Source organism: Fredinandcohnia onubensis (genome assembly GCF_002734215.1).
Classification (GTDB): Bacteria; Bacillota; Bacilli; order Bacillales; family Bacillaceae_L; genus Ferdinandcohnia; species Ferdinandcohnia onubensis.
The window spans coordinates 144,248-165,269 of sequence record NZ_NSEB01000023.1; the positions used below are offsets into that span (position 1 = coordinate 144,248).

Annotated in this window: 21 protein-coding genes; 17 read left to right on the top strand and 4 right to left on the bottom strand. The window is 36.7% G+C overall.

Annotated features, from left to right (window positions below; all coding sequences use genetic code 11):
• Positions 1 to 32: 32 nt before the first annotated feature.
• The gene (aspA, locus tag CKK03_RS21935; protein ID WP_099364632.1) at positions 33 to 1,451 is read right to left on the bottom strand and encodes an aspartate ammonia-lyase; all 1,419 of its coding nucleotides are present in this window, start codon (positions 1,449 to 1,451) and stop codon (positions 33 to 35) included.
• Between the two features lie 276 nt (positions 1,452 to 1,727).
• Here aspA and CKK03_RS21940 point away from each other — a divergent pair, with 276 nt between their 5' ends.
• The 6 genes from CKK03_RS21940 (at position 1,728) to CKK03_RS21965 (ending at position 7,519) form a co-directional block, all read left to right on the top strand.
• The gene (locus CKK03_RS21940) at positions 1,728 to 2,039 is read left to right on the top strand and encodes a hypothetical protein (protein ID WP_099364633.1); all 312 of its coding nucleotides are present in this window, start codon (positions 1,728 to 1,730) and stop codon (positions 2,037 to 2,039) included.
• A 172-nt stretch (positions 2,040 to 2,211) separates the two neighbouring features.
• Positions 2,212 to 2,784 (top strand): RNA polymerase sigma factor, encoded by a 573-nt coding sequence (locus CKK03_RS21945; protein WP_099364634.1) that lies wholly within the window; start codon positions 2,212 to 2,214, stop codon positions 2,782 to 2,784.
• The gene (locus CKK03_RS21950; RefSeq protein WP_099364635.1) at positions 2,756 to 3,568 is read left to right on the top strand and encodes a hypothetical protein; all 813 of its coding nucleotides are present in this window, start codon (positions 2,756 to 2,758) and stop codon (positions 3,566 to 3,568) included. The genes CKK03_RS21945 and CKK03_RS21950 overlap by 29 nt, the downstream gene beginning before the upstream one ends.
• Positions 3,552 to 4,424, top strand: a complete 873-nt coding sequence (locus CKK03_RS21955) for an ABC transporter ATP-binding protein (RefSeq protein WP_099364636.1) — start codon at positions 3,552 to 3,554, stop codon at positions 4,422 to 4,424. Before CKK03_RS21950 ends, CKK03_RS21955 begins: the two co-directional genes overlap by 17 nt.
• The gene (locus CKK03_RS21960) at positions 4,425 to 5,525 is read left to right on the top strand and encodes a hypothetical protein (RefSeq protein WP_099364637.1); all 1,101 of its coding nucleotides are present in this window, start codon (positions 4,425 to 4,427) and stop codon (positions 5,523 to 5,525) included.
• Positions 5,526 to 5,953: 428 nt separating this feature from the next.
• Complete coding sequence (locus CKK03_RS21965; RefSeq protein WP_099364638.1) at positions 5,954 to 7,519, top strand: FAD-dependent oxidoreductase; 1,566 nt, start codon at positions 5,954 to 5,956, stop codon at positions 7,517 to 7,519.
• Positions 7,520 to 7,661: 142 nt separating this feature from the next.
• On the opposite strand, the gene CKK03_RS21970 is transcribed toward CKK03_RS21965, so the two are convergent.
• A complete protein-coding gene (locus CKK03_RS21970; RefSeq protein WP_099364639.1) occupies positions 7,662 to 8,564 on the bottom strand; it encodes a selenium metabolism-associated LysR family transcriptional regulator in 903 nt (300 codons plus the stop codon).
• Between the two features lie 214 nt (positions 8,565 to 8,778).
• Complete coding sequence (locus tag CKK03_RS21975) at positions 8,779 to 9,957, bottom strand: YeiH family protein (protein WP_099364697.1); 1,179 nt, start codon at positions 9,955 to 9,957, stop codon at positions 8,779 to 8,781.
• Positions 9,958 to 10,189: 232 nt separating this feature from the next.
• Here CKK03_RS21975 and CKK03_RS21980 point away from each other — a divergent pair, with 232 nt between their 5' ends.
• Genes CKK03_RS21980 through CKK03_RS22015 form a run of 8 tightly spaced genes read left to right on the top strand, consistent with a single transcriptional unit; the run spans position 10,190 to position 16,036 of the window.
• Positions 10,190 to 10,567 carry a NifB/NifX family molybdenum-iron cluster-binding protein gene (locus tag CKK03_RS21980; RefSeq protein WP_099364640.1) on the top strand — a complete coding sequence of 126 codons (378 nt, stop codon included), beginning with the start codon at positions 10,190 to 10,192 and terminating at the stop codon, positions 10,565 to 10,567.
• 17 nt (positions 10,568 to 10,584) lie between these two features.
• Positions 10,585 to 11,823 (top strand): CaiB/BaiF CoA transferase family protein, encoded by a 1,239-nt coding sequence (locus CKK03_RS21985; protein ID WP_099364641.1) that lies wholly within the window; start codon positions 10,585 to 10,587, stop codon positions 11,821 to 11,823.
• A gap of 36 nt (positions 11,824 to 11,859) precedes the next feature.
• Positions 11,860 to 12,594, top strand: coding sequence for an enoyl-CoA hydratase/isomerase family protein (locus CKK03_RS21990; protein WP_099364642.1), 735 nt, complete (start codon positions 11,860 to 11,862; stop codon positions 12,592 to 12,594).
• A 44-nt stretch (positions 12,595 to 12,638) separates the two neighbouring features.
• A complete protein-coding gene (locus tag CKK03_RS21995) occupies positions 12,639 to 13,028 on the top strand; it encodes a hypothetical protein (RefSeq protein WP_099364643.1) in 390 nt (129 codons plus the stop codon).
• 18 nt (positions 13,029 to 13,046) lie between these two features.
• Positions 13,047 to 13,406 (top strand): MaoC family dehydratase, encoded by a 360-nt coding sequence (locus CKK03_RS22000; RefSeq protein ID WP_180271355.1) that lies wholly within the window; start codon positions 13,047 to 13,049, stop codon positions 13,404 to 13,406.
• A gap of 24 nt (positions 13,407 to 13,430) precedes the next feature.
• Positions 13,431 to 14,213 carry an enoyl-CoA hydratase/isomerase family protein gene (locus CKK03_RS22005; protein ID WP_099364645.1) on the top strand — a complete coding sequence of 261 codons (783 nt, stop codon included), beginning with the start codon at positions 13,431 to 13,433 and terminating at the stop codon, positions 14,211 to 14,213.
• Between the two features lie 13 nt (positions 14,214 to 14,226).
• A complete protein-coding gene (locus CKK03_RS22010) occupies positions 14,227 to 15,408 on the top strand; it encodes a CaiB/BaiF CoA transferase family protein (RefSeq protein WP_099364646.1) in 1,182 nt (393 codons plus the stop codon).
• 49 nt (positions 15,409 to 15,457) lie between these two features.
• Positions 15,458 to 16,036 carry a cysteine dioxygenase family protein gene (locus CKK03_RS22015; protein WP_099364647.1) on the top strand — a complete coding sequence of 193 codons (579 nt, stop codon included), beginning with the start codon at positions 15,458 to 15,460 and terminating at the stop codon, positions 16,034 to 16,036.
• A gap of 71 nt (positions 16,037 to 16,107) precedes the next feature.
• On the opposite strand, the gene CKK03_RS22020 is transcribed toward CKK03_RS22015, so the two are convergent.
• A complete protein-coding gene (locus CKK03_RS22020; RefSeq protein ID WP_180271356.1) occupies positions 16,108 to 17,025 on the bottom strand; it encodes a LysR family transcriptional regulator in 918 nt (305 codons plus the stop codon).
• 477 nt (positions 17,026 to 17,502) lie between these two features.
• Between CKK03_RS22020 and CKK03_RS22025 the strand changes: the two genes are divergently transcribed.
• The 3 genes from CKK03_RS22025 to CKK03_RS22035 all read left to right on the top strand — a co-directional run bounded on the left by CKK03_RS22025 (position 17,503) and on the right by CKK03_RS22035 (position 20,994).
• Positions 17,503 to 19,065: an ABC transporter substrate-binding protein gene (locus CKK03_RS22025; RefSeq protein ID WP_099364649.1), complete on the top strand. Its 1,563-nt coding sequence runs from the start codon at positions 17,503 to 17,505 to the stop codon at positions 19,063 to 19,065.
• 76 nt (positions 19,066 to 19,141) lie between these two features.
• A complete protein-coding gene (locus CKK03_RS22030; protein ID WP_099364650.1) occupies positions 19,142 to 20,092 on the top strand; it encodes an ABC transporter permease in 951 nt (316 codons plus the stop codon).
• 14 nt (positions 20,093 to 20,106) lie between these two features.
• Complete coding sequence (locus tag CKK03_RS22035; protein ID WP_099364651.1) at positions 20,107 to 20,994, top strand: ABC transporter permease; 888 nt, start codon at positions 20,107 to 20,109, stop codon at positions 20,992 to 20,994.
• Positions 20,995 to 21,022: the final 28 nt, after the last annotated feature.

Sequence of the window (21,022 nt, forward strand, 5' to 3'; positions counted from 1 at the left end):
TGAAAAAGAGGACTGTCGCCAGTCCTCTTTGTTTATGCTCGTTGTAACAATGATGAACCGGAAATCCCTGGTTCTGTCATTTCATATGGGTTCAAAATAAGATCCAATTCTTCCTCGGTTAACACATCATATAGCAAGCAAAGTTCACGTACTTGTTTTCCATTTAAAATGGCTTCTCTAGCAATTCGAGACGCGACTTCATAACCAATATGTGGATTTACAGCTGTAATCAAACCAACACTTCTCTCAACATATTCCTTCATACGCGCTTCATTTGGTTTGATTCCTGATAGGCAGTAATCAGTAAATGCTCTGAATGCGTTATTCATAATGCTAAGTGATTGTAATAAATTAAATGCTAAAACGGGTTCCATGACATTCAACTCTAGTTGCCCAGCTTCTGTAGCTAAGGAGATTGTATGATCATTTCCAATTACCTGGAAGGCTACCTGGTTAATCATTTCAGGCATAACAGGGTTTACTTTACCTGGCATAATGGATGAACCCGGTTGTCTAGCTGGTAAGCTAATTTCTCCTAGTCCAGCACGTGGGCCAGATGCCATTAATCGTAAATCATTTGCGATCTTTGACATACTCATCATATTTATTTTTAACGCAGCTGAAACTTCTGCGTAGGCATCGATATTTTGGGTGGCATCTACTAGATGTTCAGCACCGACTAAAGGAAGTCCACTAATCTCCGCTAAATATTTGACTACATTTTCGATATAACGTGGTTCAGCATTAAGTCCGGTACCTACAGCAGTAGCCCCCATGTTAACTTCATACAAATGCTGACGTGATTGTTGTATACGCTTAATATCACGATCTAACACGCGAGCATATGCAGCGAACTCTTGTCCTAGTCGAATGGGCACTGCATCCTGAAGATGAGTTCTTCCCATTTTAATGATATGGTCAAATTCTTGTGCTTTTTGTTGTAAAACATCTTTCATATGCTCCATTGTTTTCAATAATTTCTCTATTAAATTAAGTGTTGCAATATGAAGTGCCGTTGGAAATGCATCATTTGTAGATTGAGACATATTCACATGGCTGTTTGGACTTACTTCATTGTATTTTCCTTTTTCATGTCCAAGAATCTCGAGGGCACGATTAGCAATGACTTCGTTTGCATTCATATTAATAGATGTTCCTGCTCCACCTTGGATCGGGTCTACTATAAATTGATCATGCATTTTTCCATTTATAATTTCATCGGCCGCTTGTACAATTGGCTTGCCAATACCTTCATATAAATGTTTCACATCCATATTTGCTAATGCCGCTGCTTTCTTAACCATTGCTAATCCGATAATTAATTCTTCATGGATACGGTAACCAGTTATCGGAAAATTCTCAACTGCACGTATCGTTTGGACGCCATAATAGGCATCAACTGGAACCTCTTTTTCTCCAAGAAAATCCTTTTCTATTCGAACTTGGCTCATGATGTCCTCTCCCTTTTACATATACATTCTAGTAGTAGTAAATTCCGTTTGCTACTAGTTTGCAACTGTCATCCACCTCATTATAACACGTATTTTTGACTTACCAACTAAAACCGCTTACAATTTAAATAATCTATTAATTGGTAAAGTCCAAGCCCTGGTTTGTCCGGACTAAAGGATGAAAAAGCTGAATAGTATATACTAAGTATTCCGAAACTTTTCTCGTGCTCAATCGTAATAAACGGTATCAGCGGTTTGAGGAAGGAGGGATGAACAATGGTACGATACATGACATTTGCGCTCCTTGTTACTACTATAGAGATAGCAATCCTCTTTGGAGTTTCCCTCTATTTAGATGCAAATACGTTAACTACCTTGTTTGTTGGCTCTTGTTTCTTTATTATAGTCGCATTCATAATGGGCTCCTCAGGCGATATTTTTACAAAAAACTCAGAAATGGCCGTTTTTAATACATTTCTCGGTAGCTACAGAGGAAAGCATGAAAAAGTACGACTCCGAATTAGTCCATTTTTAACAGGATCTATCCTTTGCTTGATTGTCTATTTTGTACTGAATCATTTTATGTAGAACAATATTTACTAAGCATCTATCCATTTTTTTGGATGGGTGCTTTTTTGCGTAATGATCACTTTCCCGTTGCAGCCTTCTCATTATAAATAGATAATCAAAGCAGAAACTTTTTTTGACGGAATAAATCTTTTTTCAAATCTTTTCGTCTTACATAATTGAGGTGATAAAAATGCCTGAGGATCAAGAACTAATTGAAGAAATCTTGCGGGGTAGTCAAGCGGCGATGGAGGTTTTGACAAGGAAGTATTACAAACCGATTTACGCATTTGTCTATCGAAAAGTGGGAAACAAGGAAATGGCGTACGATTTAACACAGGAAATTTTCATAAAAATGATGCAGCGGATCAAATCTTATTCCAATAAAGGTAGTTTTAAAAGCTGGCTCTACACCATTGCCGTCAATCATTGCCGCGATTATTGGAGAAGTGCTGACTATAAACAAACATCTACGCAAACGGAGCTTCAGGAAACAATCAAAAGTGAAAACAGTCATGTTCCCTACATATTTGAACGGAAGGAAACAAGGGAGCAAGTAAAGGCTGCCATTAATAGTCTACCAGATATTCAACGAGAAGCTGTGATTCTGAAATACTATCATGGCATGAAAATTCAAGAGATAGCTGACATCACGAGAGCTAATGTGTCGACCGTTAAATCAAGATTGAAGCAAGGCCTTGGGAAACTTGCAACAGCATTAAAGAGAGGTGAGGGAAATGAACAAAAACGACAGAAAAACCGATAAATTTGAGATCGATGATGAGATTTTAGAATGGGAACAGGAATTGGGAATGACTTTGGACGAGTTTGATGTCGAATTTCCAAGTGAGTCTGAAATCATGATGACAGTTGATGCGCTTCGTCCTCACGTTCCTAAGAAAGAAAATAAATGGAAAACACTTGTTGCCAGTGTATCAACCGTAATGAAGCATTCAACAAGGGAAGTCTTTTATTTTTCACCATTGTTTTGGGGTTTAAATCTATTGTTTTTACTAATCGGAGTAACTTCAACTCTTTTTTACGAGGTAGACCCATATCTCATTATGCTGTATGTGGCTCCACTCCCAACATTCATTGGATTAATCGAGGTGTTTAAGAGTGGAAATACCGAGATGGCTGAACTAGAGATGTCATTTAAATTTAGCCTACAAGAAATTATTTTATCGAGAATGGTTGTCGTAGGAGTCTTCAATATTACCCTGAATATCCTGTTAACGATTAGTTTTACAGTCCTTATCCCAGAGGTGATGATTGGAAAATTAATTCTTTATTGGGTAACACCATTTACCATCATTGCAGCGATCATGTTAGTGGTAGCTTCAAAATTTCGTCGAGCATACACGCTAACCGGTGGGCTAGTCGTTTGGACAGTCGTTGCTGTTTTTCTTCCACAACAAGATGTAATGGAAAGAATCGAAACGGTTTCAGCAGTGGCATATATTTTGGTAACTGTAGCTGCAACGATTTTTATCTTGATTAAAATGAGTAGAATTTACAAAAGGGGTATTTCATATGAATTTAACCATTGAAAATGTGTCAAAAGTCTTTGAAGATAAAAAGGCTTTGGATGCCATAAGTTTAGAATTTACAACAGGAGTGTACGGGATTTTAGGAGCAAACGGGTCAGGGAAGACGACATTGATGCGCATCCTCGCTAGTGTCATGAAGCCGAGCTCCGGGAGAGTATTGCTGGAAGGTCAAGATATTTCGGTTTTGGATTATCGATATCGAGATGTCATCGGATATTTGCCTCAGCATGTGGGGCTTTATAAAAATTTTACAGCTGAAAAGTTTTTGCTTTATATTGCAACATTAAAAGGATTATCAAAGGCAGATGCAAAAGCAAAGGTCATGGAGACATTGGAATTGGTAGGATTAACTGAGCACGCGAAGAAAAAGGTAGGGAAGTTTTCAGGAGGTATGAAGCGACGAGTTGGAATAGCGCAAGCTCTCTTAAATGACCCGAAAATTCTAATCGTAGACGAACCAACGGCAGGCCTTGATCCAAAAGAGAGAATCCGGTTCCGAAATCTGTTATCAAAAATCTCAACAAACCGAATTGTATTGTTATCCACACATATTGTGTCAGATATCGAATTCATTGCGAAGGAAGTTTTGATTTTAAAGTCAGGAAAACTGATTCAAAAGCAGACACCTCAATCGTTATTAAAAGGAATCGAAGAAAAGGTGTGGTCTGTCACAGTTGAAACTGAATCTGAAATTACAAAGTTTCAATCTATTTATAAGGTAGGCAACATTGCTCGTGTTGAGGATAAATTCGAGTTACGGATTTTAAGTGATGTTAAACCTCATCAAAATGCTGTAAATGAACATCCGAATCTAGAGGATTTATATCTCTATTATTTCGATGAGGAGGTGGCTTAATTGGAGCTATTGAAATTTGAATTATATAAAATTTTCAAGCAAAGAATGGTGTATGTTGCGTTCCTTTTGTTGATTGTTTTTTCGACGGGATTTACCTATTATCCTGGTGCTGATCAAGAAAGAGCAATCTATAAGGAATGGGAAGGGAAAGTTACCGACGAAAAACTTGAAGTTGTTGCCAAGGGCAATGAAGAGTTAATGAAAAAGCAAGACGAAATGATGGAAACCGATCAGTGGTTGTCTGAAGATGAATGGACATTGATGGGAGTTTACGAAAATATCGCGTACGGACATCAGGTGGAAATGAATGCTCAGGAAAAAATCAAAGAGCTTGCTGGGGAAAATAAATATAATACTGAACTTAAAGCATCCATGTTAAAGGAGATTGATACCTCTTATTTCGCTTATAACAAAGGCCCGTCAGAAATCATCGATTATGCAAGTGTTTTTTCGGTATTCATCACTGGAGCCATGCTTTTGGTGGGGCTATCTAGTATGTACACCCAGGAATATAGCTCTGGGGTGGACAACTATATTCTTAGCTCGAAAAAGGGAAGAGGATCATTGCTAGGTGCAAAGATTGGAGCTGCCTTAATTTATACCGCTATTGTTGTAGTGGGATGGGAGATTTTTAACATTGCGTGGAACCTGATTCAATATGGGAACAGTGGCTGGGAAACGTCCATCCAATATACCTTTAAATACTATTTTTCGCCTTATAGTTTTACAATGCTAGAGTACCATTTACTTCAAATAGGATTTCACTTGCTAGGAGCATGTAGTTTTGCCATTATGATTGTGCTTATCTCGTCTACTTGTAAAAATGCTTTGGTTTCACTTATCGTCAATGGTGCAATCTTTTCGATACCATACTTTTTGGTAGAAACACTTCAACTTCCTAATTGGGTAGAGGATATCTTCCAATTTTCGTTTATATATTACATGAATGTTGAGCCATTTTTTGATGATTTTAACACAATCAATCTGTTTGGATTCCCTCTACTCTACTCGGTTGTTGCGCTGGTTGTGATGATTGGGGTTTTCGTTGTGATTCCAATTTTAACATCACGCGTTGTGAAAAATAAGGAAGTTACTTCTTAAGTTTTTTCACCTGTCCTGTGGGCGGGTGATTTTTTTTATGAAGAGGAAAACTCTGCGGAAGCGATCGGCGAATCCCCTTCATAAGTGGAATGAAGAGGAAACCCAATGGAATAGATTGAGGAATCCCCTTCATAAGCGGTATGAAGAGGAAAACCCCCCAGAAAAAAACAGCGAATCCCCTTCATAAGCGGTATGAAGAGGAAAGCCCGCCAGAAAAAAACTTCGAATCCTCTTCATAAGCGATATGAAGAGGAAAACTCCGCAGAAAAAACCCGCGAATCCCCTTCATAAGCAAATAAACAATATTTCACCACTATCCTAATTTCTTTCACCCACCCACCCCAATTTCATCACAACCCATGCATGATACCCAAATTACTGGAAATCCTAAACCCAAACTTACTTATTTTAGGAAATGAGGGTTTATTGTGGCAAATGAGAAAAAGCTTCCCGAAGCACCCGAGCCTTTATGGAGAGCCGATGTTGACATTCCAGAGTTTCCTCCACTCGAAGAAGACCTTGAGGTAGATGTTGTGATTGTAGGTGGGGGGATTGCAGGTATAACCTCCGCGTATGTCTTAGTAAACGAGGGATTGAAAGTCGCCGTATTAGAGGCGGATCATTTAATTAACGGTACTTCCGGACACACGACTGCAAAAGTTACGGCACAGCATGACCTTATCTATGATGAGTTCATTACAAATTTCGGAAGAAGCACGGCAAGGCTTTATTATGAAGCAAACACGGATGCATTAAATTTTGTCAAAAAAACAGTAGAAGAGCACCAAATCGATTGTGATTTTAAGGAACAGGATGCCTACCTGTACTCCACAACAGATGAGTATGCACAAAAGATTGAGAGCGAGGCACAAGCCTATGAAAAAATTGGAATTGATGGTGGCCTTGTAGACACTATTCCTTTTGACATTGAGATAAAAAACGCAATTGTGATGAAAAATCAGGGACAATTCCATCCAGTCAAATATTTAGCGCACCTTGTCAAAATCATTAAAGAAAAAGGTGGCCACATTTTTGAACATACGGTTGCGGTCAATGTTGAAACAGGCGAAAAACCTACCGTACTAACTCGCAATAACAAACGGGTAACTGGTGGTTTTATCCTCGCGTGTTCTCATTTCCCATTTTTCGAAGGGACAGGGCTTTATTCGGCTAGAATGAAAGCGTCGCGTTCATACGCTGTTGCCATTAAAGCACAGGAGAGTTACCCGGGTGGGATGTATTTGAGTGTCGATAAGCCAACTCGTTCGATTCGATCTGTTTCAACGAATGGCGAAGAGTACATTATCCTTGGAGGCGGAAGCCATCAAACGGGTGAAAGAACGGACACAAAGGAAGATTACAATTCCTTACGTATTTTTAGTGAACAGGTTTTTGAATTAGAGGATATTCAATACCACTGGTCCGCACAAGATCTTGAGACACTGGACAAAATCCCATATATCGGGGAGTTAACAACCAGTGAACCAAACATTCTGGTCGCAACGGGTTTCCGTAAGTGGGGTATGACAAACAGTGCAGTAGCTGCGTTACTATTTAGAGATATTATTTTGAAACGCAATAACCCATATCGCGATCTGTATTCACCAGCTCGATTCTATGCACATCCATCTCTGAAAAATTTCTTTGTGAACAATGCGAAAGTGGTGAAGCATTTAGTACAAGGAAAAATGGAAATTCCTCAGAAAAATCTCAATGACATTCAGAATGGGGAAGGTGCCGTAATCTCCATTGATGGACATCGAAAAGGGGCTTACAAAGACGAAACTGGAAAACTGTACATTGTAGATACAACCTGCACCCATGTTGGCTGTGAAACTCATTGGAATAATAGTGAAAAATCGTGGGACTGCCCGTGTCACGGATCACGTTTCTCCTATACAGGTGAAGTTTTAGAAGGTCCGGCAGAAAAGCCACTACAGCAATACGATTACACAATGCTTGATAACTTAACATCAGAGGATTCAGGTTATTAGTAGATAGAACAAATCAGGTGCATTTTTCATTTAGCACCTGATTATTATTTTTAAAAACATCTTACCTATATTTTCATAAGAAACTGACTTATACGTCAACTCTAACACTACGAGTTGGTAGTATTGTAAGTTTGTACTATTTCTAACTTTCTAGAGTATTCCCATTTAAAATTTGATTTAAAAATGCTTCAACAGGGGGTTTAAGAACAGTGTCTCGATGGTAAACAGTATAGAAGTAACGGGAAAATAAAATATCACGAATGGGATACGCTTTAAGTAAATTTAAATTTAGCTCTTTTTTTATAGCGTTTTTGGAAATAATTGAAAAGCCTAGTCCGGCTTCTACTGCTTGTTTAATTGCCTCAGTACTTCCTAGCTCTAAGACAACATTTAACTTTGTAGGGGTGTAACCATGTTTTTTAATACATTGAACCATTACGGTTCTTGTACCAGATCCTTTTTCACGAAGTACAAGTGGTAAGTGAAAAAGTTCCTTCATGGTAATATCCACTTTGTCAGCACCAAAAAAATCGCATGGGGCGATTAAAATTAGTTCATCTTTCATAAATGGTTGCAAAATTAGATCTGGATCTTTAACCGGTGCTTCGATTAGTCCTAAATCGAGTACATGGTCTTTAATTTGCAAAAGTATTTGATCAGTGTTAGTTATGTCAATACTTAATTCTATTAAGGGGTAATTCTCTTTAAAACTCCCTAAAAGTTGGGGGAGTATATTTTCACCAATCGTCAAACTAGATGCAACCTTCAACTGTCCATGTATTTCTCCATGTAAATCGGAAATTTCCTTTTCCGCTGATTCACTTAATCTAATAATCTCTTTTGCATATTTATAAAATATTTTGGCTGAAGCTGTAAGTTCTACTTGTTTAGTTGTTCTCTCAAATAAAGTTGTATTTAAATGACGTTCTAATGATTTTATTTGTGAAGTAATAGTAGGTTGAGAAAGGTAAAGTGTTTTAGCAGATTCAGAGAAATTTTTTTTATCAGCAACAGTGACAAATGTTTTTAACTGGTCAAAGTTCACTAAATTACATCCTTTCCGAAAATAAAAATATATCCAATTATAAGAGATTTATGGTTTCTAATTCGTGTTCTTCGTCTTGACTTGCTGTTTGCAAGCAGTCTTTAGATGCAACCGAAATACCTCAAATAGTAACTCTAATTATGGCCTTATTAACAAAATTAGGGGATAACATTATTAATTTGAAAATTCTAAAAATAAATCTTCGATATCGAAATTATATCGTAATAAATCCTCCGAGTAAATAGACCATTCCGAGGCTTACGAGACCTACTGATAAAGCCGCAATAAACCCAATATAGAGTGGTTTTAAGCCTAATCCTTTAAATATACGGAAACTAGTAGATAATCCTACAGCTGCCATTGCAATTCCGAGCATGTACTTAGATCCCACGGTACTAACAAACGAATGAGTAGCATTCCAGTTTTCTGGACTCAGAAATCCAAATGCTGAATTATTGTGTACTAGGTTCGCATCTCCTATAGAACGTATGATGGCCATTGCTAGAAACCCAATAACAAAATAAGGAATTAATTTATACCATTTTGGAATTGTTTGTTCCTCGGTTTTTGCCTGTTTATTTTGAAGAAAAAAATAAGACATAATTGGAACAACTGCAATAATAAAGAAATTGCGAGTTAGCTTTGTTATGGTTGCGATATCGATTACTTTCTCAATATTAAAGGATTGATTATACATTAAGGCTGCCCCGGTAACTTGAGCTGTGTCGTGTATTGCTGTTCCAAGAAATAATCCTACTCTTATAGGATCATTATTAAATAGATAGAATGCCATAAACGGATAGATTAACATCCCTATTAATCCAAAGAGAGTGATATTTGCAACAGCATATGAGATCTCATCATCACTTGCTTTTATTGCAGGGGAAACGGCCATAATTGCTGTAACTCCACAAATCCCTGTTCCGCAAGCAACTAGCGTACCTAATCGGGTAGATTGCTTTAACTTTTTAGTGAAAAATATTGTAATGAACAATCCACTTAAGATGCATACTACTACGATTGGGAGACCCCATCCCCCTAGCCGAATAACATCTACGATACTTAATCGAAATCCGATAAAAATAATCCCCAACTTGAGGAAAAATTTCATTGCAAACCTTACTCCATCAATAAATAAGTTATGCATGCCGATTACGTTTCGAATGAGCAATCCTAGGATTATCGAAACAAATATTCCTGAAATTGGGCTGGAACTTCCACTTGGAAGTATGCCTAAATACGTTAAAACAGAACCTAACCAATTTGATAATACAATACCTACAAACATAATAGTAATGCAGCACAAAATACCAGGTAAAATTTTAGCTAACTTTTTAGATCTAACGATTGTTTGAATTTTACCAGTTACTTTTAATTCTTTACCGCGAGCCATTTCCAATTGAAACTCCCCCATCAAAAATTGTTAATAAGAACGTAACACATAAAAGCTTTAAAAGGTTATTGATGTTTTTGATGAAGGTTATTAAATATTCTAATAAGTAAAATATAAATTTTAATGGATATTAATCTCTTATTGATAGTTTTAAGTTATCGATGTTAAAAAACACCAAATATTTTTACTATTCTAATTAAACTATAATTAAAACAAGGAGGAGATGAAAATTATGTTATTAGGAATGGTATTGTCAAACGATAAGGAAACGATTGTCCCAATAGTTGAAGGAGAGATTGCTCGTATTTACGATACTGAAACAGGTCAATTTACAGATGCACCTAACCCTGCTTTAGGTCTTAAGGAGGGGCGAAGAGGAGCTACTGTCAATTGGATGGTAAATAACGGAGTAAAAATTTTATGTGCACCGCCGGGTATGCTTTGTGAGCTATCCTATTCCAAGGCACAAGAAAAGCAGTTGACTTTTTATAGATTAGAACCAAGTACCAAATTTATTACATTGCAAAATCAAATAAAAAGTGGACAACTGAATTTGAGTGAAACGTTGCCAGATAATGAGGTTGAGCCGAGCGGACCAGTTACAAAATAAGGAGTGTGACATCCAATATGGACAGATTAGGTACTAAGAAGTTACCAGGAAGTTCAGAATTCGGTCCTTTAAAAGGGCTTAAGGTTTTGGATATAGGAACGCTAATTGCAGGACCTTTTGGAGCAGGACTTCTTGCAGATTTTGGAGCAGACGTTATCAAGATTGAATTACCTAAAGTAGGTGACCCAATTAGACAATACGGCAAGCCAACATCAAATGGCAGTTCACTTGCCTGGGTAGACGGTGCTCGTAATAAACACTGTATTACCCTAGATATGCGGAAGCCTGAAGGGCAAGAATTACTTAAACGTTTAGTTGAATGGGCTGATATTCTAGTAGAGAACTTTTCTCCTGGAACCCTTGAATCCTGGAATTTAGGTTATTCTCAACTTTCTGAGATCAATCCCCGATTAATCATGGTAAGGGTATCTGGTTATGGTCAAACTGGACCATATAAAAATAAACCTGGCCTTGACCGTACTGCATTAAGTTATAGTGGACTAAGTTATGTATCAGGGCATCCCGATAAACCACCTGTAAAAATGGGCATTTCAATTGCTGATTATCTGACCGGAACATTTAATGCTCTTTCTGCATTAATGGCAGTATATTATCGTGATGTAATAGGTTCGGGGAAAGGGCAAGAAATTGATTTAGCACTTTATGAAGCCCCATTTCGTATTTCCGAGGATATAATTGCATCCTATGGCGTGTATGGAGAAGTGCGTGAGCGGGTTGGTAACCGTCATCTTTCTATGGCGCCAGCAGAAACTTATATGTCTGGAGATGGTCGTTGGATTACAATTCACGCTGGATTAAATAGTTCATTTAAACGATTAGCCACAGCGATGAATATGGAATATTTACTTGAGGATCCCCGATTTATCGGTATGCGTAATCGTGCAAAATATACTGACGAATTGAATGAAATAATTGAGAAATGGTTACAAAATCATACTGCAAATCAAGTACTTGAGAAACTTGAAGCAGCAGGTGTCCCGGTTGCTCCTGTAAATAGTGTTGAGCATATTTTTCAGGATCCTCACATAGCCGCACGTGAAAATATTGTTGAGGTCACTGATTCTGAAGAAGGAAAGATTCCAGTCCCTGGGGTCGTTCCAAAGTTTTCACAAACACCAGGAAAGATTGCATGGTCTGGTAAATCATTAGGTGCCGATAATGAACATATATATCTTGGCCTTCTTGAGTTAGATTTATTGGAATATGAAAAGTTAAAGGAGAAGAATGTAATTTAGCTTGCACTTAATAACCAAATGTAGGAGGAGTATTCCATGAAACAGAGTGATGTCGTTAGGTACGAAAATAATGGACATATTGCAATGATCACGCTGCAGCGTCCCGAAAAATTAAATTCATTTAATAAAGATATGGTTGAAGGTCTCTATAGTGCTTGGTGTAGATTTGAACAAGACCAAGAAGCAAGAGTTGCAATAATAACAGGTGAAGGCAAAGCCTTTAGTGCAGGGTTGGATTTGAATGATTTCACGCCTGTCTCCATGGCGATACCTAGTATTGGGGTGGAAGTTACCAAACCCGTAATAGCATCAATCAACGGTTATTGTATAGGAGTAGGATTAGTAATCGCAATGATGTCTGACATTCGAATAGTGAGTGAAAATGCTCAATTCATATACCCAGAGGCAAAAATAGGTTATACAGGTGGTGTGGGTTCACTATTGGCACAATACATACCTAAGGGTATTGCACTTGAAATGTTATTAACCGGTGATGGTATTTCAGCAAAAAGAGCATATGAACTCGGGTTTGCGAATCGAGTCGTACCAACAGATCAAGTTTTAGAAGAATCGATTAAAATGGCTCAAAAAATATCACAAAATGCTCCTAAGGTAGTTAAGGGACTAAAGAAATTGGCTAATAATCCAAATATAATGGAATTAACGGGTATGGGTAATAGAATAATTTCAGATATTGGCAGAAGCGAAGATAGAGTTGAAGGATTTCAAGCTTTTCTAAATAAAAGACAACCCAACTTTACTGATAGCTAGTAGTTTATGAACCTAACATACATGTTAGAGGAAGGGATCTTAATATGAAAATTATTGATTACCACTCACTTTCAATGGGAGAAAAGTTTACGAGTAAATTTATCATTACTGAAGAATTAATAAAAGACTATGTCGATGCCTTAGCAGATCCCCATCCACCTGGGAAAGTTCCTAACTATTTGTTTTTAAATTTTGCACCTATTTATGAAGCTTTTGATGGAAGATTGTCGCCTGGTACTCTACAAATCAAGCAAAAGATAGAGTTTTATCAAGAGGCGCTTGTCGGTGATGAAATAAATGTAACCGCTACCATAAAAGGTAAGTATAGAAAAAATGAAAGAGACTATTTTATTTATGAAGTAGATTTCCTAAAAGATAATGAGTTGGTTTGTAAACATGTTTCCACACATCTTTGGGATTTCCTAAGTAAATAAGAAAGGTAGGATATGCTTTTGAATGAGATAAAGTATGTCAGTGAACGATATAGTTTAACACAGGATCGAATAAATAAGTTTGCAAAAGCAAGTGGGGGTTATGGAAAGATCCATGTTGATCCCGAACATGCAAAAAACACAATTTTCAAGGTGACATTGGCACACGGATTTCATCTGGTAGCAATAATTGAGAAAGAACTCAATAGTCTATATCCTAGTCGGAAGGATGGAATGCTAGAAGTGAAATTCGTTAAACCAATAAAGGTAAACGAAGAATTTATTATTTGTTGTGTACCAGATGAACATAAAAATCTTCTTAAAGTAACAATTCTTAATGAATTAAATGAGGTTGCTGTAGTTGGTACGGCAACAAAATAACATTTTGGTTGAAAGGATACAGAAATGAATAATCTCGAGATTATTGTTCGGAAATATTTACATTCTAATAGAATATTAGTTGTTTCCCTAAATCGTCCAAAACAGCTGAATGCTCTTAATAAAGATTTAATACTCGAATTAAGAAAAATACTGAAAAATCTTGAGGTTAATAATGATATCGATGCACTCATTTTGACAAGCGAAATTACAAAATCTTTTTGTTCGGGGATTGATGTAGGATATGTTCGTGGTTTATCAAATGAAGAAGCAGCTGATTTTTTCTATGAGTTAGCGGCTTTGTTTGAAATGGTTTCCGCCCTACCTTGCATAACAATTGCTGCAATAAATGGTTATGCATATGGAGCGGGAGCAGACCTTGCATTAGCGTGCGACTTTCGTATTGGAGGAGCTTATACTCGTTTTAGCTTTCCGGGTCCACAGTTTGGTGTAGTATTAGGTACTCAACGATTAAAGAATGAAGTAGGCTCTGCTATTGCCCGTAAACTAGTCTTAACGGGACAAAAAATTGATGCAGAATATGCCTTGCAAATTGGATTACTACATGAAATCTGTGAAGAAGGAAGTTGCCTAGAAACAGCATTAGCATGGGCACGTAAAACCTCTCATATATCAAAACATGCGCAAAAGGCAATAAAAGACATATGTTTTTTAGATAATGAGTTTTCCAACCCCGAAAAGCAGTCATCGTTAGTACTTGCTAGAAACTCAGTCTTAGATGGAGACTTTCAATTAAGATTCAATAAATACTTAGAGCGTGTACAAAGCAGAAAGAAAAGTTCAAAATAAGGAAGGATGTCATATGCATAATTTCGTAAATGAACCACCACTTGTAGGGTTGAAAGTAATTGAGTTAGGGCAAATTGCGGCAGGTCCATTTGCAGGAATGTTGTTGGCTGACCTTGGTGCAGATGTGGTGAAAGTGGAGCGACCGGATGGTGGAGATGGGATGCGATCATGGCCACCGTTTATAACTAATCAAATGGGAGAGTCATATAGTGGGAATTTTGCTTCATTGAATCGGAATAAACGAAGTATTACGATTGATTTTAATGACCCGAACCAACTGGAAAAACTGAAAAATTTATGTGCTGAAGCTGATGTTTTAATAGAAAATTACCGTCCAGGTGTCCTTAAAAAGTATATGCTAGATTACGAAAACTTAAAGGAAAGAAATCCAAAATTAGTCTATTGTTCTATTTCTGGATATGGTCAAACCGGGCCGTATTCTAGTAAGGGTGCGTTTGATGTAACTGTTCAAGCGATTAGTGGTCTCATGAGCGTAACAGGAGTAGAAAATGGACCAACTGTAAAGTGTGGAGTACCAGTTGGTGATTTTGTTACAGCATTATATGGAGCATATACAATTATGGCATCTCTGTCTAGAGTACAACGATCAAGTAAAGGCACATATATTGATTGTTCCATGTTAGGAAGTCTATTGGGTATTTCTGCATTACAGACAAGTGAATATCATGGTACAGGGAAACCTCCGAAACGTTTAGGCTCTGCACACCCTAGAAATGCGCCATATCAAGGGTTTGATGCTAGTGATAAGCCGTTTGTAATTGCAGCAGGAAACGATAAATTGTGGAAGGCTGTTTGTGAAATAGTAGAGAAGCCCGAACTTGAAAAGGATGAGAGGTTTATTACTCAGAGTTTAAGAGCAAAGAACCAACGTGAACTGGCTTCTATGCTCCAACCTATTTTTATTAAATTTACGGCCGAACATTGGCTCGGTAGATTTGACAATAAAGGGGTTCCATGTGCACCAATTAATACATTTAAGGACATATTAAATGATCCACACGTAAAGGAAATGGGTTTAATAGAGGATATCCAACTGCCGATAGGATTATTTACAAAAGATATCGGCTTTCCGATTCAATTAAGCGATTTTGAATTTGAAATATTTAAGAGACCTCCTAAACTTGGTGAGCACAACGATGAGGTTTTTAGTGAATGGATTGCTCACAAAGTATGAATCTAGAATATTTTATGTAATCTAATATAAGTTGGAAAGGGTGAATGTCATGCTTAATTCTGTAAAACTCCATCCAGAATTAAAAGATTTTATTAGTTATATTGACATGTTGGTTTTAAGTCAAGAAGACGAGATTAGTATTACGGAAAAAGTAGCGGAACGCATGAAAGAGATTATGGTTAAGGATGGTGTGATTCCTGAGAGGTTTAAAAAACCCAATGCAACTAAGTATACATTGTATCCTGTCTATGTTGATCCAGAAAATCGTTTCTCTATTGCGTCTGCTGTGTGGGATGTAGGGCAGACGACTCCCATTCATAATCATGGTACATGGGGAGTAATCGGGATTTTGCAAGGAGCAGAAAATGAAATCCAATACAAAATTCAAACGGGTATAGCTCCAGTTAAAATTAGTGAAAAAACCCTTGAAAAAGGTGATGTAGTCGTTTGCTGTACGTCAGATCAAGATATTCACAAAGTTTCTTGTGCTTCTTCGGAACCATGTGTCGGTATTCATGTTTACGGTGGGAATATTGGGGAAATAGAGCGTCGTGTTTTCGATGAAAAATCTGGTGAAGAAAAAAAAGTTGTAACAGCATGGGATCCAATTCCTTTTCAAGCAGAGTAAAATAAAAGAGACTATCCTTTACAATGCATTTGTGTTTGGATGGTCTCTATTTTATTAAAAATCATATTAAATTATTTTATACCTACTTGTTTTTCAAAGTTAATTAATATCTTAATGAAACTTTCAAGGTACTCCGGTGTAAAACGATCTCGTTTATAAAAAACACATGGGTCAGGTCTTATATCTACATCTGTAAATTGAAGGGATTTTATTCCTTCTAAATCATTTGTTGACCACGTATCAAAATAAAATTTAGGTATGATCGAAATTCCCATACCTAATCTAACTAGTTCTCTTGTTGATTCATTATTTTCAGTTGAAAAAATAATGTTTTCCTTAAATTCTTCGCCAAATATAGATAGAATATATTCTCTTATTAATCCGGCACGATATAAAATAAGCTGTTCACTAGATAAATCGATTATCGAGATTTTATTTTTAGTTGAAAGTGGGTGATTCGTTGAAACAATTACAATATACTCATCTTTAAACAATATTTTACATTCAGTATTGTTTATTTCCATTTTTTGACGAGTTTTATTGTTTATTGGTGCTACGACGATGTCCAATTTATTACTAAATAATAACTCACTTAATTCCAATACACCACCTTGTACAACATTAAGTTTTACCTTTGGGTATTGTTGATGAAATAATTGGAACAATCTAGGTAAATACCGAATAGCGGTTAGTGGACCTATTCCCAAATGTATTTGGCCACTTAGAGGGTTTGAAATTTCGTTAATTTGTTGTTCCAGATCTTGGACTAAAGTTAAAATGTTACGTATTCTAGGTAGTAGTAATTCACCTTCCTTAGTTAGATTTATTATTCTTCCGTTTTTTTCAAATAAAGGAAAGCCTATTTCCTCCTCAAACTTTTTAATTTGTTGACTTATTGTTGGTTCAGTGACAAATAGTTGCCTTGCTGCTTCTCTCATCGTCCCATAATGTACGATATTTTCAATGTATTCAAGTTGACGCAGGTTCATAAACTCACTCCTCTTGGTTAATATTCTTCTTTTTCCATTAGGGATATATGAATTTCGTTTGAAACACAGAAGGTTTATATTACAACACTGATGCGTATTGATCATCCAACGATAACGATAACAATGAATTAAAAAAGTTTATCAACTATGCATTTGGTTGCAAGAATATCATATTCAACGCCGATATTTTACATATTGTATTACCCTATTGCTATTATAGAACCTTTTATAATAAAGAATATTTAAGTAGGTAGTTAATTTAATATTATTATTACCTATAGAAGAAGTGGTCTTAATTGATAGATAATAGTTATAGATTATAAAAAGTAACTAATATTTAAACTATTCAAATTATTATAACATTAATATTAGTAATTATTAAATAGAAAGGAGAGAATTAGTTCAAAATGATATGAAATGGAATGAAAGCGCTTTTAAGTAATTTTGACAATTGTTTTAATTTTGGGGGGGAGAGCAATGAGAATAAACAAATTTGGCATAATGATAGCATTTTTGATAATACTGTTGTTTGGATGTAGTGGAAAAGAAGTAGGTAGTACATCAGATGAAAATAATGCTAGTAAAGAAATTTATGGTGAGGAATTGCACTACGCAATTAATGCGCAACCACCAACAATTGATCCCCATATAACAACATCATCAGCTACAAGAGATGTAGCCATTCATATATTTGAAACACTTGTCACATTAAATTCGAAGTATGAAGTTGTCCCTATGTTGGCGAAATCATGGGAAGAAAGTGATGATGGATTAACATACACTTTCCATTTAAGACAAGGTGTAAAGTTCCATAATGGCAAAGAAATGACAGCTGAAGATGTGGTAGCTTCGATGAATCGATGGCAAGAAAATGCTAAAGTAGAAGTTTTAAAAGGTGCTACTTTCGAGGCAATTGATAAGTATATTGTCACATTAACAGTGAAGGAACCATCTTTGTTCGTTTTACCTTCCCTCACACCTACTCTCCAAATCTCTGGAATCATGCCGAAGGAAGTAGTTGAAAGTGCCACAGATATAGGGGTAGAAGAATATATTGGAACAGGACCATTCAAATTCGTCGATTGGAAACAAGACCAGAATATCCAGCTTGCCAAATTTGAAGATTATCAAATGGTTGATACTTCTGCGGATGGTCTTGGTGGAAAAAAGGAAGCCTTAGTTGAAAATTTATACTTCCAAATTGTCCTAGATCCTTCCACGAGGCTTGCTGGCCTTCAATCAGGACAATATCACATAGGTTACGCTTATGAACCTGATGTAGTTTCACTTTTAGAGAGGGATAAAAATTTTAATGTTTATGCTCCAGTATTTGGATACACGAATCTTGTTTTTAATAAAAATGCAGGCTTAATGACAAATCAAAAAATGAGGCAAGCAATTAATGCAGCCCTTGATATGGAGGCCATAGCAGAAACCTCACTTGTTGATAATTACAGATTGTATTCTAGTATTATGGTGAAAGAACAAGACAATTGGTACAGTGAAGCTGGTAGCGAACATTATAACCAAAACGATCCTGAAAAAGCAAAGAGCTTATTAGAGGAAGCAGGATATAATGGGGAAACAGTTAGAATACTAACTACACGTGAGTATTCTTATATGTACAATTCAAGTGTGGTTATAAAAGAACAGCTTGAAAAAGTAGGAATTAAGACAGAAGTAGAAGTATACGATTGGCCGACAACCTTGAGTAGACGAAGTGATCCGAATAATTGGGAGTTATTTGTATCTGGATTCCCTACGTCAGCAACTCCTATTGAGCAGTTGCAATATAGTCCTGGCTACATTGACGGACCTGAAGATGAGAAAACCGAAGAATTATTGCAAAAAATAAGAACTGCAAAAACCCAAGAAGAAGCATCTAAATATTGGGATGAATTACAGGGTTATTCATGGGAATACCTTCCATTAATAAAAATTGCAGACTATACATTACCTTCAGCGGCAACTGTTAAGGTTGAAGGCTTAACATTCTTTAGTACCGGACCAGTTCTTTGGAATACTAGAGTTGCAGAATAAGAGGTTCGCTCCTATTTTATATCTTAAATAGGATCTCCATATTTTCAATATCTTGCTTAGAAAAGGGGGGGGATTTTTGAAAAGCTTCGTTATTAAACGCATAATTTACCTTATTCCGATTCTGTTCATCGTTTCTGTAATCGTTTTTATGATTATTCATTTAACTCCCGGTGATCCTGCCGCAGCCATACTCGGGAGTCAAGCTACTCCAGAACAAGTTAATGAATTACGGATTCAACTGGGTCTGAATGTTCCAATTTATCAACAATATATCAATTGGATTTTAGGTATATTTCAAGGAGATTTAGGATATTCGTACTTTATGAGGCAATCAGTCGGTATGGCAATTTTTACACATCTCGGTCCCACAATTTCATTGGCCGTTTTAGCGCAATTGGTAGCCATCTTAATCGGGATTCCGTTTGGTATCATAGCTGCAAATCGAAAAGGGTCATTTTTGGATCAGATGTTTATGGGGCTGTCATTATTAGGACTTGCGGTGCCAAGTTTTTTACTAGGATTATTTCTTATCATATTGTTTGCAGGGATGCTACAATGGTTGCCAGTTGCAGGATATGTGCCATTAAGCGAAGGGGTATTGGAACATTTGAAATATTTAATCATGCCTGTAATTGCATTAGGGAGTATGCAAATTGCATTGACTGCTAGAATGACAAGAACGGCAATGTTGGATATCCTCAATCAGGACTATATAAAAACTGCACGTTCAAAGGGTTTAAAAGAGCATCGTGTCATTTATAAACATGCTTTTAAAAACGCTATTTTACCAGTCTTAACAGTTATAGGCCAGTCATTTGGAATTTTAGTAGCTGGGGCAGCCGTCACAGAAACAATTTTTAATATACCTGGTATTGGCCAGCTAATTATTAACTCTATTGCACGGCGTGACTTTCCGGTCATACAAGGCATTGTATTATTTGTGGCAGTTGTTTATGTTTTTATCAATTTAGTAGTTGATTTCTTATATGGTGTCTTCGATCCAAGGGTTAGGCTAAAAGAAAAATAGAAAGGAGACATAGGATGGAGGTTAGTACAAAATACGAAGAGATTATTTCAATTAAAAAAGAGTTAAAAAAAGAACAGCGAAATTTGTTTATTAAACAATTTTTTATAAATAAATTAGCTATAACAGGACTAGTTTTAATTATCATCCTAACCTTGTTAGCTATTATTGGGCCTGCAGTTGCAAAGTATGATCCATATGAAATGGTAGCCCAAGATCGCCTGTTGGGGCCGAATATGGATCATTGGTTGGGAACCGACAATTTGGGTCGTGATTTGTTTTCTAGGGTAGCAAGTGGAGCACAAGTATCAATGGGCGTAGGATTTTCTGTTGCTATCATAACTTCCATAATTGGAATGGTAATCGGCCTGTATGCAAGTTACTATCGGCTGTTGGATAATGTTTTAATGAGGATTTGCGATGGCTTAATGTCTTTTCCTGCAATTCTTTTAGCTATTGCCCTTATGGCTGCCCTAGGACCAAGTACAAAAAATGTCATAATTTCGTTAGCGATAGTGTATACACCCCATGTTGCTCGGGTTGTGCGCTCAGCTGCTATAGTGATACGGGAAGAAACATATATTGAAGCGATTAGAGCACAGGGGGCTTCCTCATGGAGAATCATCTGGGGACATATCGCACCTAATACAATTTCACCTCTCATTGTTCAAGCTACATTTATTTTTGCTAATGCGATTATCGTTGAGGCAGCTTTGAGTTTCCTAGGGGCGGGTGTTCCTACTCCTGATCCTAGCTGGGGAAATATCTTATATGATGGCAAATTAGTAATATTCAGTTCCTGGTGGATGGTTGTTTTTCCTGGAATATGCATCAGTTTATCGGTTTTAGGGTTAAATCTGTTCGGGGATGGGCTACGCGATATATTGGACCCTCACTCAAAATAATAGGATAGTAGTTTTAGAAATCTAATCA

What these genes read in the sequence shown, in the direction of transcription:
- aspA (WP_099364632.1), bottom strand. Translation starts at nt 1,451, where the DNA reads ATGAGCCAAGTTCGAATAGAAAAGGATTTTCTTGGAGAAAAAGAGGTT.
- CKK03_RS21940 (WP_099364633.1), top strand. Translation starts at nt 1,728, where the DNA reads ATGGTACGATACATGACATTTGCGCTCCTTGTTACTACTATAGAGATA.
- CKK03_RS21945 (WP_099364634.1), top strand. Translation starts at nt 2,212, where the DNA reads ATGCCTGAGGATCAAGAACTAATTGAAGAAATCTTGCGGGGTAGTCAA.
- CKK03_RS21950 (WP_099364635.1), top strand. Translation starts at nt 2,756, where the DNA reads ATGAACAAAAACGACAGAAAAACCGATAAATTTGAGATCGATGATGAG.
- CKK03_RS21955 (WP_099364636.1), top strand. Translation starts at nt 3,552, where the DNA reads ATGAATTTAACCATTGAAAATGTGTCAAAAGTCTTTGAAGATAAAAAG.
- CKK03_RS21975 (WP_099364697.1), bottom strand. Translation starts at nt 9,957, where the DNA reads ATGGCTCGCGGTAAAGAATTAAAAGTAACTGGTAAAATTCAAACAATC.
- CKK03_RS21980 (WP_099364640.1), top strand. Translation starts at nt 10,190, where the DNA reads ATGTTATTAGGAATGGTATTGTCAAACGATAAGGAAACGATTGTCCCA.
- CKK03_RS21985 (WP_099364641.1), top strand. Translation starts at nt 10,585, where the DNA reads ATGGACAGATTAGGTACTAAGAAGTTACCAGGAAGTTCAGAATTCGGT.
- CKK03_RS21990 (WP_099364642.1), top strand. Translation starts at nt 11,860, where the DNA reads ATGAAACAGAGTGATGTCGTTAGGTACGAAAATAATGGACATATTGCA.
- CKK03_RS21995 (WP_099364643.1), top strand. Translation starts at nt 12,639, where the DNA reads ATGAAAATTATTGATTACCACTCACTTTCAATGGGAGAAAAGTTTACG.
- CKK03_RS22005 (WP_099364645.1), top strand. Translation starts at nt 13,431, where the DNA reads ATGAATAATCTCGAGATTATTGTTCGGAAATATTTACATTCTAATAGA.
- CKK03_RS22010 (WP_099364646.1), top strand. Translation starts at nt 14,227, where the DNA reads ATGCATAATTTCGTAAATGAACCACCACTTGTAGGGTTGAAAGTAATT.
- CKK03_RS22015 (WP_099364647.1), top strand. Translation starts at nt 15,458, where the DNA reads ATGCTTAATTCTGTAAAACTCCATCCAGAATTAAAAGATTTTATTAGT.
- CKK03_RS22020 (WP_180271356.1), bottom strand. Translation starts at nt 17,025, where the DNA reads ATGAACCTGCGTCAACTTGAATACATTGAAAATATCGTACATTATGGG.
- CKK03_RS22025 (WP_099364649.1), top strand. Translation starts at nt 17,503, where the DNA reads ATGAGAATAAACAAATTTGGCATAATGATAGCATTTTTGATAATACTG.
- CKK03_RS22035 (WP_099364651.1), top strand. Translation starts at nt 20,107, where the DNA reads ATGGAGGTTAGTACAAAATACGAAGAGATTATTTCAATTAAAAAAGAG.